The sequence below is a fragment of the Kaistella jeonii genome (genome assembly GCF_000812865.1).
GTDB lineage: Bacteria > Bacteroidota > Bacteroidia > Flavobacteriales > Weeksellaceae > Kaistella > Kaistella jeonii.
Genome location: NZ_JSYL01000002.1, coordinates 360,534 through 376,507 on the forward strand (window position 1 = coordinate 360,534; position 15,974 = coordinate 376,507).

At 34.2% G+C, this 15,974-nt stretch carries 15 protein-coding genes; 12 read left to right on the top strand and 3 right to left on the bottom strand.

The window, feature by feature from the left end; translation table 11 throughout:
* Positions 1–34: 34 nt before the first annotated feature.
* From OA86_RS04300 to OA86_RS16210, 3 genes are read left to right on the top strand one after another with little or no spacing between them, the layout of a single operon-like run.
* Positions 35–2,626 carry a putative LPS assembly protein LptD gene (locus OA86_RS04300; protein ID WP_082017290.1) on the top strand — a complete coding sequence of 864 codons (2,592 nt, stop codon included), beginning with the start codon at positions 35–37 and terminating at the stop codon, positions 2,624–2,626.
* A 53-nt stretch (positions 2,627–2,679) separates the two neighbouring features.
* On the top strand, positions 2,680–3,060 hold the full coding sequence (locus tag OA86_RS04305; RefSeq protein ID WP_039349381.1) for a RidA family protein: 381 nt from the start codon (positions 2,680–2,682) through the stop codon (positions 3,058–3,060).
* Positions 3,061–3,510 (top strand): hypothetical protein, encoded by a 450-nt coding sequence (locus OA86_RS16210; protein WP_039349383.1) that lies wholly within the window; start codon positions 3,061–3,063, stop codon positions 3,508–3,510.
* Between the two features lie 172 nt (positions 3,511–3,682).
* On the opposite strand, the gene OA86_RS04315 is transcribed toward OA86_RS16210, so the two are convergent.
* Both OA86_RS04315 and OA86_RS04320 read right to left on the bottom strand, forming a co-directional pair.
* A complete protein-coding gene (locus OA86_RS04315; RefSeq protein ID WP_039349385.1) occupies positions 3,683–4,336 on the bottom strand; it encodes an SdpI family protein in 654 nt (217 codons plus the stop codon).
* A gap of 3 nt (positions 4,337–4,339) precedes the next feature.
* On the bottom strand, positions 4,340–4,594 hold the full coding sequence (locus tag OA86_RS04320) for an autorepressor SdpR family transcription factor (RefSeq protein ID WP_039349388.1): 255 nt from the start codon (positions 4,592–4,594) through the stop codon (positions 4,340–4,342).
* A 313-nt stretch (positions 4,595–4,907) separates the two neighbouring features.
* Between OA86_RS04320 and OA86_RS04325 the strand changes: the two genes are divergently transcribed.
* The 9 genes from OA86_RS04325 to OA86_RS04365 all read left to right on the top strand — a co-directional run bounded on the left by OA86_RS04325 (position 4,908) and on the right by OA86_RS04365 (position 14,134).
* Complete coding sequence (locus OA86_RS04325) at positions 4,908–5,243, top strand: PadR family transcriptional regulator (RefSeq protein WP_039349391.1); 336 nt, start codon at positions 4,908–4,910, stop codon at positions 5,241–5,243.
* Complete coding sequence (locus OA86_RS04330; RefSeq protein ID WP_039349394.1) at positions 5,240–5,839, top strand: HAAS signaling domain-containing protein; 600 nt, start codon at positions 5,240–5,242, stop codon at positions 5,837–5,839. The genes OA86_RS04325 and OA86_RS04330 overlap by 4 nt, the downstream gene beginning before the upstream one ends.
* 4 nt (positions 5,840–5,843) lie before the next feature.
* The gene (locus OA86_RS04335; protein WP_039349396.1) at positions 5,844–7,160 is read left to right on the top strand and encodes a serine hydrolase domain-containing protein; all 1,317 of its coding nucleotides are present in this window, start codon (positions 5,844–5,846) and stop codon (positions 7,158–7,160) included.
* A gap of 469 nt (positions 7,161–7,629) precedes the next feature.
* Positions 7,630–8,994, top strand: coding sequence for an OprO/OprP family phosphate-selective porin (locus OA86_RS04340; RefSeq protein WP_039349399.1), 1,365 nt, complete (start codon positions 7,630–7,632; stop codon positions 8,992–8,994).
* 16 nt (positions 8,995–9,010) lie between these two features.
* On the top strand, positions 9,011–9,835 hold the full coding sequence (locus tag OA86_RS04345; RefSeq protein WP_039349401.1) for a lamin tail domain-containing protein: 825 nt from the start codon (positions 9,011–9,013) through the stop codon (positions 9,833–9,835).
* A gap of 11 nt (positions 9,836–9,846) precedes the next feature.
* Positions 9,847–10,488 carry a hypothetical protein gene (locus tag OA86_RS04350; RefSeq protein WP_039349404.1) on the top strand — a complete coding sequence of 214 codons (642 nt, stop codon included), beginning with the start codon at positions 9,847–9,849 and terminating at the stop codon, positions 10,486–10,488.
* Between the two features lie 3 nt (positions 10,489–10,491).
* Positions 10,492–10,965 carry a CYTH domain-containing protein gene (locus tag OA86_RS04355; RefSeq protein WP_039349406.1) on the top strand — a complete coding sequence of 158 codons (474 nt, stop codon included), beginning with the start codon at positions 10,492–10,494 and terminating at the stop codon, positions 10,963–10,965.
* A gap of 67 nt (positions 10,966–11,032) precedes the next feature.
* On the top strand, positions 11,033–12,655 hold the full coding sequence (locus OA86_RS04360) for an SLC13 family permease (RefSeq protein WP_039349409.1): 1,623 nt from the start codon (positions 11,033–11,035) through the stop codon (positions 12,653–12,655).
* A 9-nt stretch (positions 12,656–12,664) separates the two neighbouring features.
* On the top strand, positions 12,665–14,134 hold the full coding sequence (locus OA86_RS04365; RefSeq protein ID WP_039349412.1) for a hypothetical protein: 1,470 nt from the start codon (positions 12,665–12,667) through the stop codon (positions 14,132–14,134).
* A 95-nt stretch (positions 14,135–14,229) separates the two neighbouring features.
* Here OA86_RS04365 and OA86_RS04370 read toward each other — a convergent pair whose 3' ends face one another.
* Positions 14,230–15,747: a S1C family serine protease gene (locus OA86_RS04370; protein ID WP_039350455.1), complete on the bottom strand. Its 1,518-nt coding sequence runs from the start codon at positions 15,745–15,747 to the stop codon at positions 14,230–14,232.
* Positions 15,748–15,974: the final 227 nt, after the last annotated feature.

The following is a 15,974-nucleotide window of genomic DNA, read 5'->3' on the forward strand; positions in this document are numbered from 1 at the left end:
TTAATTTTGACCACAAATTACAGAAAAAATCGCTTTGGTCAAAACCGGCTTCAAAAATATATCACTAATTCTAATTATCCTAATTTTTAACAATTTTTTAGCACTATTGAATGCTCAAAAATTGTCTGAAAATAAGATAGTTACTGCTCCTGTCCGCAAATCTGATACCATTAAGGTAAAAAAAGAACAGCTGGAAGCGGTTGTAGAAACCAAAGCCGACAATATCCGGAACGATATTCCTAAAAAAATGACTTACCTCAACAAAAAGGCGGAAGTCAAATATCAGGATATGAAAATCGAGGCTGATTACATTTCTATCGATTGGGATAAATCTTTGATCTTCGCCCGCGGGGAATTAGATTCTTTAGGGAAAGTAAAAGTTCCTGTAGTAACGACGCAAGGAGGAAAAAAGTACGAAACCGATCAGTTTTCCTATAATTTGAAAACGAAGCAGGCAATTGCTTTCAACGCCAGAACCGAGGAAAGTGAAGGTGTGATCGTCGCTGAAAAAACAAAAAAATACAATGATTCTGTCTTTTTCATGAAACGTGGAAAATATACCACCGACGAATATTTCATCAAGAAAAAAGATACGATCGCAGATTATTATTTGCTCGCGCCGAACATTAAACTCATTAAGGGAAAAAATAAATCACAGGTAATTACTGGTCCAATTCAATTATATATTGAGCAAGTTCCGACTCCTTTGATCATGCCTTTCGCCATTTTACCTTTTTCAGATAAGAGGAGCGCCGGTATTTTAATTCCAAGTTTTGGAGAACGGGAAGATGTCGGATTTTTCCTGAATTCCCTTGGTTATTATCAACCGATCGGAGAACATTTCGATTTGAAAATTCTCACCGATATTTATACGAAAGGAAGCTGGAATCTTCGGCCAGAAATGAATTATAAGAAAAATTATAGATATACCGGAAGTTTTTCAGCAGATATTGGAACCACGATCCGGGGGATTAAGGGTCTTTCTGACTACTCCAAAACCGGAACGTATCGAATTGCATGGCGACACCAACAGGACAGCAAAGCGAACCCCTTCCTGACTTTCGCAGCGTCGGTAGATGTGGTGAGTAATAAATTTTACAACAATACCGTAAATAATAACTACGCCTTTAACCAAAATAATCTAAACGCCCAGCAAAATTCAAGCATAAGTGTTGTGAAAAGGTTTCTTACATTACCGATCACCATTACGGGAACGTCTTCTTATTCCCAGAATTTCTCCACAGGATTAGCCGATTTGAAATTGCCTGTTTTAAATGTCGCGATCAATCAATTTTATTTATTCAAGCCTAAAACCGGAATTCGCGAAGGACTTCTGGAAAACATCACTGTAAACACCGGAGTAAATTTTAACAATTACGTTCAGACCAATGAAGGCGAGCTTTTCACGAAAGCCATGTTTGACAAACTGCAGACAGGTTTGAAAAATAACATCGCACTGGGAACCAACACGACGGTTGCAAAATATTTCACATTTTCACTTTCTGCCAATATTGATAATGCGTTAACAACGAAAACGGTAACGCGATTTTACAATCCAGTAAGCAATAAAGTGGAAGATGTTTTTAATAAAAAAATTGCTGGATACTCTTCTTTCTCTACAAGTGCTAGTTTACAAACTGTACTTTATGGCATGTTAAATTTCAAAAAAGGTTCCGCAGTTCAAGCGATCCGTCACATGATGACGCCTCAAATTGGATTCAATTATTCGCCAGATTTTTCTTCTCCGGGTTTTGGATATTATAAAAATTACTACAGCGATCGCGGGGAATTAACGCCCTACTCTATTTTTGACAGAGGAATTATCGGTTCGCCGAATTCATCTTTGGTTGAAGCTTTAAGTTTTGCCATCAATAATAATCTGGAGATGAAAGTGAAATCTAAAAAAGATTCTACCGGCGTTAGAAAAATTAAAATTTTCGAAAGTTTAAATTTCAACACCAATTATAATTTTGCAGCACCGAAGTACAAATGGTCTATTTTCAGTTTTAATGGTCAAACCACTTTATTCGATAAATTAAATTTAAACACGAGTTTGACATTGGAACCTTATCAAATCATTTTTGCACCAGGTTCAGACACCGGAATTCGGACTGAAAATTTCGGGAACTTCAGTATTCAGGGATTCAATGCACAATTCTCCTACCCTTTGAGCAGCGAAACTTTTAGTGGAAAAGAAAAAAAGGACCTCTCTAAAAAATACACGAAAAAAGGAGAAATCCGGAATGAAAATTATTATTTTGATGATGATGATTATGCCCGATTTACACAACCCTGGACTTTAAATATTAACGCACAATACAGTTATACCAGAAGTTTAACAAGGTTCGGAAACAAAATGGCTTCAGTTGGTTTAGACGGAAGTTTAAAATTAACGCCGTTTTGGAGTCTTAGTGGAAATCTTTATTACGACGTAATTTCAAAACAAATTGCCAACACAAGACTTGGCTTCTCCCGTGATCAAAGAAGTTTTACCATCAACTTTAACTGGATCCCGTATGGACAATACAAAGTTTACGATTTCTTCATCGGTATCAAAGCCAATATTTTACGGGATGCTTTGAAATATAAAGATCGAAGTTTTACGCAACCAAACGCACCTTTCTAAAATCAATTTTAAATACTAAAACATAAGTTTTATATTTGCCCAATAATGTCATTATGAAAAAACTCATTTCTACCTCGAAAGCTCCTGCCGCAATCGGACCCTATTCACAGGCAAATTTTGCTAATGGAATCCTTTATATTTCCGGTCAGATTCCTTTGAATTCAGAGACTGGTAAGCTTGTAGAAGGCATTGAAAAAGAAACGCATCAGGTAATGAAAAACCTGGAAGCGATTCTGACAGAAGCTGGAATGACTTTTAAAAATGTTGTAAAAGCAACTATCTTTCTAAAAAATATGGATGATTTCGCGGTGATGAATGATATTTACGCATCTTATCTTGATCAGGAAAGTTTTCCGGCAAGAGAAACGGTACAGGTTTCCTGTTTGCCAAAAAATGTTGATATAGAAATTTCAATGATTGCACATCAATTTTAAATGAATTTCCTTCGAAATACTTTTGCAGTTCTGGTGGGTCTTGCCGTCGCAGGGATCCTGATTTCTTTGGGCGTAAGATTAAATTCTGCCTGGATCACGTATGACGAATACGCTCCATTCAAGCATTGGAAAAGTCTACTCCAGTCCATGGAACACAAACCTTACTTTTTTGTAGCGCTCCTTATTTCCTCAGGAATTGGCGCAACGATCGGTGGTGTTGTAACTGCAGTACTCGTGAAATATGCCAAAGTTGCTTATGCGATCTTGATTGGATTTATTTTGCTTTTTATCGCCATGCTCGATATTATTATTTATCCTTATCATCCTACTTTTTACAAAATATTGATCTTCCTCACCTTCTTTCCCTGCGCCTGGATGGGCGGAAAGATCACCGAAATTATTTACAAACGGAAGAAGAGAAAATTGCAAAGACTTGCGAATAAGAAATAGAAAAACTTTTTCTTTTAGGAGCACTAGGATTTTCGCTTCTCACAAAAAACTCACCCGCTTTCCACTCTATCTTTTCCTTTTTTTTCCTAAAAAAAGAAAAAGGATGCCGTTTTAATCGGGGCTAAAATACGGACCTTCTCTTTGTTACCAACTCCTTTTAAACATTCCCACATCAGTTCTGCGCCGTTTTATTTTCTCTTTTAAAGAGTAAAAAAGAATAGGCTGCAGGACCGATCGTTATAATTCCTGTGATGATTAAAAACACACCACTATTCAACTTCTCATCTAAAAGCAAGGCTGAAATGATGACCATTAAACCACCGATAAGCCAGAGTTTTCCACCGAGCAGGTGTGTTTCTTTCCAAATAGATTCACTTTCCAAAGTCCACGGTGTTCGGATCCCGATAAAATAATTCGCTTTGATGGTTTTAAAATAATTTCCCAAAACAACGTACAAAACACCAACGAATAAAAAGATAATATTGGGGCTTGCTGAAGTTTTGGTCTGGCTTGAATATATGATGAATAAAGCTAAACCGGACATTAAAGTAGTTAAAAGAAATTTTAAAGTATGCAACTTATTTCCCATTTTATTCAGTTTCTTTTTGGGATCAATTTTCGGAATTACCAGGAATATCACATAAATCAACAACGGCAGCAAGATCGGAATGAGAAGAATTTCTATTTTTTCACCATAACGATCAATTTCACCTTCAAAGTTCCAGTGCACCGGAATCTTCTCCGGTAATTTATTCCAGATCAAAGCGATGTAGACAAAAGGCAATAGCACAATTGCAATCAGCGGAAGTTCTTTTTTAAGGTTCATGGCTTATTTTTTTAAGGTGAGTATCCAGGTTAATAAATCTTCTAAAATGCTTGTGTTCAGGGAATATTCTACGAACTGTCCTTTTTTCTCACTCGTAATCAGGTCTGCCTGTTTCAAAATATCGAGATGGTGAGAAATACTGGGTTTGGAAATATTAAAATGCGCAGCAATTTCTCCAGCATTCAGATCCTTCTGTTTTAAGAGATCTACGATTTGTCTGCGCGTTTCATCATTGAGTGCTTTAAAGAGCGAATTCATTTAATTAGTTATTTAGACAAATGTCTAAATATTATTTTATATATGCAACTGTTTTATCGCAGAATAGTTTTGAGAACAATTTCTTTTAACGATTATCTATTCGCGAATTACAGAATGATGGCGCATTTATATTATGAACTGGTTTTTTGTAATTAAAAAGAGTTTGAAAATTCAATTAATCTTAAATATTACCCATTAATTTTAAAACAAATTTAATCCACAAAACCCCACCAAATCGCAAATATTAAAAATAAATCGCATTATTTTACCAATGTACTTTGTTATGCTATGTATTTTGTTATACATTTGTAAAATGAATGAGACATTTGTTATTAACTGGAAATCACAAGTCAAAAAAGGTACGCTTACTTTTATTGTGCTGAACATTCTGAAAAACAATGAATATTACGGATATGAACTCATCGAACAAATAAGAACACATACCGAAATTGAAGTTGCAGAAGGAACTCTCTATCCTTTAATGAACCGCCTAAAAACGGAAAATTTGGTGGAATCAAAATGGGTAGAACAGGAAACAGGAATCCCCAGAAAATATTATTCGCTCACAGAAATTGGCGCAATAACACTTCAGCAAATGAATACGTACTGGACGGATTTAGAAAATGCAATAAAAAAAATAATACAATGAAAACAGCCAGTATAAAATTCTCCGAAGCCGCTTCCAAAAGAGTGTATGACGATTATATGAACAGGATCAGGAAAGCAACCAATTCTTTATCCAAGCAAAATCAAGACGATATTTACATGGAATTTAACAGCCATATTTTCGAAGCTCTTAATCACAACAAAGAAGGAAAAGAAATAGATATTTTGTTGGATATTCTGGAAAAATTGGGAACTCCGGAAGAAGTTTTAAAACCGTTAGTAGCTGACAAAAAACTGGAACAGGCAACGAAAACATTCAATCCAGTTCATATTTTTAAAGCGCTTATTTTAAATTTCACAAACGGAATTTCTTATGTCATCTTCTTCCTTTTATATGTGATGCTTTTCGGATTTGTCTTTATGATCTTTGCGAAAATATTGAATCCCACAGAAGTTGGAATGTACTACAAAAATAACTCATTTCTCGTTTTAGGTATGTCGAACGACTCTGATCGCACAGCAATTACGGAAGTTTTAGGCAACTGGTTCATTCCCGTGATGCTTCTTTCAATCATTCTTTTTTACCTCCTTATCACTTTACTTCTAAAATTTAAAAAATCCATTAACAAAAAAAAATAAAACCATGAAAAAATTAATAATTCTCGGTGTTCTGACTTTATGCACAGGAAACATCTTTTCCCAAACCTTTAATAAAGAAAAATTAGACGATTACTTTCAAGCCTTAGAAAAAAATGACAAGTTTATGGGAAGTGTCGCCATTTCTGAAAACGGAAAAATTATCTACACCAAATCTATCGGATATTCCGACGTAGAAACCAAAGCCAAACCGAATGAAACCACAAAATACCGAATCGGATCCATTTCAAAATCTTTTACAAGTGCTTTAATTTTAAAAGCAATGGAAGAAAACAAACTTTCACTGGATACAAAAATTGATAAATATTTTCCTTCAATTAAAAATGCAAACAAAATCTCCATCAGCAATTTATTGAATCACAGAAGCGGAATTCATAATTTCACGAACTCGGAAGATTATTTAAAATGGAATACGCAGAAAAAATCTGAAAAAGAACTTCTGGAAATTATAGAAAAAGGCGGAAGCGATTTTGCGCCAGATTCCAAAGCAGATTACAGCAATTCGAACTACGTTCTACTAAGTTTCATTTTGGAGAAAGTTTACAAAAAGCCGTATTCAGAAATTTTGACCGAGAAAATCATCAAACCAGTTGGTTTAAAAAACACGTATTATGGCGGAAAAATAAATCTAAAAAACAATGAAGCCAATTCTTATCATTTCGAAAATGAATGGATAAAAGAACCTGAGACCGACATGAGCATTCCGATTGGAGCCGGAGCAATTGTTTCTACTCCAAGCGATTTGCTTCAGTTTGCAGATGCACTTTTTGGCGGAAAAATTATCTCGGAAAAAAGTTTGATACTCATGGAAACACTGAAAGACAATTACGGTTACGGAATTTTTCAAATGCCATTTGGAACTAAGAAAGCTTTTGGTCATACCGGTGGAATAGACGGATTTACTTCTAATTACGGCTATTTCCCGGCGGAAAAAGTTTCTTTTGCGTTTACTTCAAATGGGAGTAATTATACCAATAATAATATTGCAATCGCAGTTTTAAGTGCAGTTTTCAATCAACCTTATGAAATTCCAACTTTTAAAAATATCGATTTAAAAACGGAAGATCTGGATCAGTATCTAGGAAATTATTCCAGCAAAGACATTCCTTTGAAAGTTACAGTGACCAAAAGTGACAAAACATTAATGGCTCAAGCAACGGGACAATCTGCTTTTCCATTAGAAGCAACAGATAAAAATATTTTCAAATTTGATCAGGCAGGGATTGTTTTAGAATTTAAGCCGAGTGAGAAAAAAATGATTTTGAATCAAGGAGCTAAAATTTACAATTTCGATAAAGAGTAGAAAAGAATCACTACCACACAAAAAAACGCAACTCCTAAAAGTTGCGTTTTTTTTAATTTCAATCTGCTTTTTTTAGAATCTTTTTCCTCAGAAAATGTATCCTCATTTGGAGTAAAAATTTTAGAATTTCTATAAAATAATAAAAATATTTATAATCAAAAAATATAATTGTCAAATAAATAAAAATTTTCTTAAAACTTGAAAAAGTTATTACTAAAAAAAGTTAATATAGTAATAATATTTATATTAAATATTCACTAGTGATTAATATCAACAATGACATACGTCATTTACAAAATATTTCCCAAAAATATAATAATATCTAAATTTACATAGAATTTAAAGCCACACCACTGGTTTCTTAGATATTCTACTAGTGTTACTAACACTTCCCGTTTTTTTCCGGATATCATTCCAAAAGGTAAAAAAATATCAAATTAAATATTAACAAGTAAAATTAAAAAAACTTATGAAAAAGTTATTGTTAATGTCAATAGCACTGGTCTCAAGTCAAATGTGCTATTCGCAAGTAGATTCACTTTCTACCCAAAACCGATTGAACCAATACGGTAAATTGGTAGAAAGAAAATCTTTAAATGCTGAAAACAGAAACGGAATTTTAGTCTTTGAGTCGAAAGATCAAGAATATAGATTCTGGTTTGATGCCCGTGTTCAAATCGATGGACAAGTTTTTTCACGAAACACCTATAATGATATAGGAGATGGCGCTTCCATTAGAAGAGCCAGATTTGCCGTAAAAGCAAACGTTACCAAAAATTGGTACGGAGAACTCGATCTGGATTTCGCCAATGGATCCTTAGATTTAAATGATGCTTATATCGCCTATGATTTCTTAAATGGATTTAGTGCTCGAGCAGGAAATTTTAAAGAAAGATTTTCCATGTCGCAAACAGCTTCTTCCCGTTACCTTAATTTTATGGAAAGAGCAACTGTGGTAACTGCATTCGCGCCCTCAAGACATATCGGAGTGGAGACTGCTTACAATGGAAAATATTTTACAACTTCTGCCGGAATTTTCTTCCAAGAAGTGGGAAATGCCGAAACTCGCGCATTTGTAGAAGAAAACAGCAAAACATACGGTCGTGATGAAGGAATCTCAGCTACAGGAAAATTTGTTTATCAACCCTTTGGAGATAATCCTGACAAAGGAATCCATATCGGATATGCACTATCTTACAGAAACCCCAAAACAAGTGAAGATCCTGCAACCTATAATTCTATAAGATACAACACAAGAACTGTAAGTTCGATCAACAGAAAAAAATATTTAGATACTGATGCTATTACTGATTACTCCCACCAGATTTTGCAAAATATAGAATTGGCGGGATTCTACAAAGGTTTAGGGGTGCAAGGTGAATATATTTTTAATACTACTTATCGCAAAAATGGCAAAGAAAATTTAAACTTTAGTGGATTTTATATTCAAACTACTTATATGGTTTTTGGTGGAAAACAATTTTACAATAAATCAGAAGGCGAATTCAGCGAACCTTACAAAGGAAAAAAATGGGGCGATGTAGAAGCTGCATTTAGATATGATTATATAAACCTTAATGACAAAGATGTTTATGGAGGTTCTGCAAGTGTTTATACGCCTGGAATTAACTTCTATACAGCAAAAAATGTAAAATTCCAACTTAATTATAGTATTGTAAATCATGACCGTTACGCGAATGGAAAAGGAAAATTATTTGTAGGAAATGATGCAGCAGGTAATCCAACAAAAGATCCTGCACAAGTTGTAGATGCAAAAGGAAAAGCTGGCGAAGACTACAATATTTTAGGTCTTAGATGTGAAATAGATTTTTAACCATAATTTAATTAAAATGAAAAATAAAATAATAGTGTTGCTATTGGCAATAACAGGTTTCGCATTTAATTCATGCGTTCAAGATGACCTTTATGATGGTCCTGCAATCATTCAGAAAGTAACGGCAACTCCAGCTGCACCTTCTTCAATAGAACCCGTAAAAATTACAGCCGAAGTAACTGATCTGCGACAAGTAACAGAAGTTACTTTAAAATATAAAGAAAGCACCGCAACTACTTTTACTTCCGTTGCAATGGTTTTAGGAACAAACAATTTATACACAGGTCAAATTCCTCCATTTGTTTTAACAACTAAAATTCAATACTATATTGAAGCAAAAAACATAAATAGTTTTACAACTACTTATCCAGACAAAGCACCCGATAAATTATCTACATATACTGTAGGTGCATCAAGTTTGGTCAGTCTTTACATCAATGAAGTTTTTTCAGATGGAACTAAAGACGCAACAAATCCAGATTGGGTTGAAATTTATAACGCATCTGATGTTGCAGTAGATCTTGGAGGATATGGATTTTATGATGATGGTATTAAAAATTCTGGCGGTACTAAACCGAAAAGAATTATTAAACCAGGAACTATGGTCGCAAGTAAAGGTTATATCGTTCTTAACACCGAATATACCAATGGAGAAGTAGATTTCGGCTTAAGTACTTCTGGAGATGCCGTTTATTTAGACAATCCAAATGGAGCATTGGTGACAAGTTTAGATTTTTTGACCATCAATTTAGCAGGCAAAAAATCATATGGACATAAACCAAATGCAACCGGACCACTAACAATTTTTGATACTCCAACCAAAGGAGCAAGTAACAATTAATATTTAATCAAATGAAAAACGAAGAAATGACAATTGGTGAAATTTCTAAACCAAGATTTGAATTTCGCAGTTTCGGGCAAGATTTCGAAACAGCATCCAAAAGAATGGCGAGATTTTCCGTCCCAGTTCCAGAAAAAGTTTGGGAAAGAGAAAGCTTAGAGACTTACATCATCTCACGAACAAACGACATTAATAATACCAAAATTCGCGATGGGAAAATGGATATTAAAACTTTTGTAACAAGCCAAGATGGTTTAGAACAATGGAATCCATTAATGAAAGGAGAATTTCCAATTTCTGCAGATGTTCTAACAAAAGAAGTTTTCCCGGCTTTCCAAATTGAAATGCCACCTTTAAAGAAAGAATCTTATTCACTGGATGAATTTTTAGAAATGATTAATGAAAATCCAGATTTACAGGCGGTTTCCATTCATAAACAAAGATTTGGTTACATGGTAAATAATACAATTTGCGAAGTGGCCAATGTTTTAATCAACGGAGCAAAAGTCGTAAGTGTAAATTCAGAATCCACAGAAATCGAAGACATTAAAAAAACGATTTCTGATCTAAAATTGGATGGTGTAGAAAATATTAATTATTTACAAGCCATCAAAAGAGTAATCGGAATGACCAATAAACCTTTAGCAAATTAAATCATGGCAACAGAAATAGAACGTAAATTTTTAGTAAAAGGAGATTTTACAGAATTCATTAAAAAATCGACCAGAATTGTACAAGGATATCTTTCTTCCGTACCCGAAAGAACAGTGAGAGTTCGAATAAAAGGCGATAAAGGTTTCATAACCATCAAAGGAATTGGTAATGATTCTGGGACTTCCCGCTTCGAATGGGAAAAAGAAATCAGCATTGAAGATGCAGATAACTTGTTGAAAATCGGGGAACCTGGAACAATTGATAAAGTGCGTCACGATGTACAAATTGGTAAAGATTGGTATGAAGTAGACGAATTTCACGGCGATAACGAAGGATTAACGGTAGCCGAAATAGAACTCGATGATGAAAATCAAGATTTCGAAAAACCATCTTGGTTAGGCAAAGAAGTTACAGGTCAGTCAGAATATTACAATTCTATGCTGATGAAAAATCCTTACAAAAATTGGTTACACTAAAACCTTTCTATTAACAAAAAAACTATTCCCTTTTAGATTTAAAAGGGAATAGTTTAAAAAAAGACTTATGGATAGTAATTTGGACAGTCAAAAGAAAGAGGAGTTTGATATTCTCAATATGGATAATTACCGTACTGAAAAACTTCCAACACGAAATAAAAAAGGATTTGAAAAATGGTTAGCAACGATTGGACCTTTTGTTGCGATTGCTGTATTTTTACTTTTTGCATTTGTTATAAAATTACCTTTTCTGGAGCATATCAATCCGGAAAGTTTAACAGAAGAAGCCCGAAAAGTCTATCAAAAAGTAGGCAGCGTGCAGTTTACCAGGTTAAACGCGATGATGATCGCCATTTTTTTAGCAGGATTGGTTCTCTGGATTTCAGAAGGAATTCCAAATTATTTAACCTCTTTAATAATTATTATAAGTTTAGTATTAACGGGTGTTTTGAGTGAAAAAACGGCGTATGCACAATTGGGACATCCTGTAATGTGGCTTAATATTATGTCTTTCGTATTGGCAAGTATGCTTGTGAAAACGGGTGTAGCTAAAAGATTTGCACTTTGGTTTATTCTAAGATTTGGCAAAAATGCATCTTCTATTTTCCTCAGTTTTATCGTTATTAATGTATTGTTATCCGCATTTATCTCTGCAACCACTGCAAAAGCTGCAATCTTACTTCCGATCTTTATGGTGATCGCCGCAATTTACGGCAGTGGCAGAACAAGTACCGACCGAAATAATTTTGGTAGAAGTATCGTTTTGCAAAATCTATTCTACATCAATATGGGTGCAAGTGGATTTATGACTGGTTCCGGCGCTAATCTTCTCGCGGTCTCTCTTATTGCAGGTGCAATCGGAAGCAGAATATTTTTTTCAGATTGGTTAATGGCGATGTTTCCCGTTATGTTGGTCATTATGTTTGTAGGATATATTGTCGCAATGAAAATATTTTTCCCTTTGAAAAAAGACGAAAAACTGCCTCAAATAGAAGGTGGTATGGATCGACTGAAAGAGGAATATTTAAAATTAGGGGAAATTAAAAAAGACGAAATAAAATCGGTCGTTCTTTTTCTTTGTATTTTAATTCTTTGGGCAACAGATAAATATCACGGAATCAGTCCAACTGCGGTTGCATTTTCGGGAGCGATTATCGCACTTTTACCAAAAATTGGAATATTAAAATGGAATGAAGTAGATATTCCATGGCATTTGATGCTTTTTTCCGCAGGTGCCTATACTTTAGGAGCAGGTTTGGAAGCAACAGATTTACCACAATTAAGTGTAAACGCTTTTTTCTCCCATATCGGCATTGGAAATGAAACTCCTTTTTGGGTCGTTTATCTTATTATTACAGGCGTAATGATGTTTAGCGCAATGATTTTCGAATCGAAAACAATGAGAGCTATGATTTTTATTCCATTGGCTCTTGGAATTGCAAACAGGTTCGGATTTTCTCCAATAAGTTTAGCTTTGCCTGTAGCTTTTTTAATAGAGCACGTTTATGTATTGCCATTTAACAGCAAACCCGCTGCATTACTCTATGAAACGGGACATTACAGTATAAGTGATAGTTTTAAATACGGAATTACCATGATGCTGCTTTGTTGGGTTATTAATATTATTGCAGCAGAAACTTGGTTTAGATTTCTTGGTATTACTCCAAACGGAGTATTTAATCTTTTTTAAAAAAATAATATGGCAACTGCAGATATAAAAATTCATGATAATTTTACGCTGGAAATAAAACTGCGTTTAACTCCCTTCAGAAAACAAAAAGAAACCTCGTTTTCTATGAACTCCTGGATTTTTCTGCCCAAAAGTATCGACATTAATGAATATTCTTTTTCTAAAAGAGATTTTTATAAAAATTTAAAGTCAAACATTCGATTAATTACGCCTATTTTTAATCTTCATGAAATTGTAGATTTTGAAAATTCTCCGCTACAATATCTTGCAAAATCTTTTGATACCGTTGCTCATAATCCTACCAAAAGCTTCATCTTAGATTATAAATACAATATTCGAATGTTCCTTGCGATCCTGAAAAGTTCTCTTCGGAATGAAATTATTTTTATAAAAAAAAGCAATAATCAAGAAGAACGCGATTTTTTAATAGATCGTTATTACAATTCGGTCAACACTATTTTCGAACATTATAGAAACCTGAAAAATATTCTCACCGTACATTCTGTAACAATTCACATCTTAAAACCTTTTTATTTCGGAGATGAATTTATGAGTAATCTGGTTGAAAAACAGAATTACAAGTTGCTGCAAACTTTAGTTGTCGGACAAGAAAAAGATGATTTAGCGGCGCAAAAAATAAAAAATCTAATCAGCAAAGAACTGGAATATAAAAAAGCAGTGAAGTATGCTGTATTTGAAAAAAACAAGTCAAAACAAAATCGCGATCTACTTTCCAGACTAGGTTTCCTGAAAAAATTTGCAGAAAGTGAATTATATCTTACGACTTTAAAAGAGCGAGACGGAGTTTTTATCGAACAAATATCAATGAGCATTGCAGCGGGAATTTCAATGATATTTGCAACAGCAATCGCTTTTGGTTTTCAGCAAAAATTTGGGAATTTAACGATGCCTTTCTTTGTTGCATTGGTCGTAAGTTACATTCTGAAAGATCGCATCAAAGAATTCGCGAGATATTATTTAGTCCATAAATTATCCAATAAATTTTTCGATCAGAAGATAAATATCAATATGGATGATAAAGTCATCGGGACCGAAAAAGAATCTTTTGACTACATTGATCCGAAAAAAATCCCCGAAATGGTGATGCGACTTCGAAAAGAAAATCCAGTTTCTGAGGATATCAATACCTTAAGAAATGATAATCTGATTCTGTATAGAAAAATGATTACGCTGAACCGGGAAAAACTCGACGAATTGAGTTTCTATGCAATCCCTGGAATCAATGAAATTATCCGCCTGAATATTTCCAGTTTTGTTTTCAAAATGGATAATGCCTATCTTCCCATTTTCGTCCCAACTGAAAATAATGCGTATGAAGTTATACAGGCAGAAAAAGTGTACTTTCTAGATATGGTTTTGCAACTAAATAAAAATGAGGTTACAACCTATGCTTACTATAGAATTACCCTAAATCGCGTAGGAATTTTAAGTGTAGAAAAAATCGCCAGTATAAAATAAAAAATTTGTATTTGGGAATCACAAAGAAAATGTTCAGATCACAAAAAAACGCAACCCTAAAAGTTGCGTTTTTTCTTTAAATAATTTATAGTTTCCTAAGGCATTTTAAAACCTCTTGTTGTAATTCTTCCATATTCATCTACATATTTTACCTGTACATTTCCGTTGTAACCCTGTAAGGTTTTCTCTACATCTTTCTGAGAATTTACCGGTTTACCATTCACTTCGATGACGATGTAATTATCTACAATTCCAATTTTAGACATTTCGTTGCCATCGACAACATTTTTGGCAATCACACCGCTGGTTAAACCGTAGTCGGTTTTGAATTTATCGCTCAATGGCTCGAAATCTGATCCAATTTTTTCAGTTACGGAAAGATCAGCTTTACTTCTTGTGGAGGTGCCATTTTTTTGATCTTTTAGAGTAACATTCACTGTATTTTCTTTACCATTTCTGGTATAAGTTACTGCAACTTTATCTCCAGGTCTTTTACTTCCTACCGCAAAAGATAAATCGTAATAGGTAGAAATAACTACATTGTCAACTTTAGTAATAACATCGCCACTTCTGAGACCTGCATCTTCAGCACCACCTTTCGCCGCAACATCTATCAAATATACGCCGTCGCTAGTTTTTATATTGGTTTTTTTCTGTTGGTTATAAGCGGCAATTTGTCTCTGATCAGACAGATCTAAAGGAACTACGCCTAAGAAACCTCGTTGAACCAAACCAAACTGTTTGATATCTTCGACTACTTTCCGTGCTAAATTTGAAGGGACCGCAAATCCATATCCTTCATAATATCCTGTTTTAGAAGAAATAGCCGCATTGATTCCAATAAGTTCTCCATTTGGATTTACCAGAGCACCACCGGAATTTCCGGGATTGATGGCGGCATCGGTTTGAATAAAACTCTCAATTGGAGTTCGGGATTGCTGACTTAATAAATCGATACTTCTTCCTTTTGCAGAAACAATCCCTGCGGTAACAGTGGAGTTTAAACCCATCGGATTTCCGACGGCTAAAACCCATTGACCAACTTCTACATTGTCCGAATTTGCAAAATTTAAATAAGGCAAACCTTTCTCTTCAATTTTCAAAAGAGCAATATCGGTTGTAGGATCGGTTCCTACCAGATTGGCGATGTAAGATTTCTTGTTAGAAAGCACCACTTCCAGTTTTGTGGCACCAGCGATTACGTGATTGTTAGAAATGATATACCCGTCTGGAGAAATAATTACACCGGAACCCATTCCAGTAGGTAAATCTTTGGGCGGTTGCTGCTGTTGTTGCTTTGGTTGATTATTTCCGAAAGGGTTTCCGAAAAACAGATCAAACATATCTTGTTCACTTCTTCCTGCAGTTTTGTTGGAGTAATTTTTTATACTCACTACAGCTGGAACCGTTATTTTTGAAGCTTTCACGAAATCGTCGCCGACTCCGGTCATATTAAAGGATGCATATTTTGCATCGCTTGTTTTGGGTGCGAAATAAGAAAAATCTGAAATTCCTTTATTTCCATTAAAATAATTAATCGCTCCGAAAGTGGTTGCTCCGGAGATTACCCCTACAAAAGCATAAGGTATTAGTTTTTTGAGAGTATTCTTCATCGTCATATAATTTAAAAAACTTTATTAATAGTAGCAGAACAAATTTAATGCTAGATAGGTATTCGGAAAAAATGCTTTGTTTCAATTTTAACGAAAGATTAACAAGATTTATAATATTTTAATGATATTGAGCCATTCTTAGGTTTTTATTCACAAAATAAAGAATGGAAAATTGTCATTTTGTCACATTCTATAAATTATCTAACCAGCATAAATTTTTGTTCATT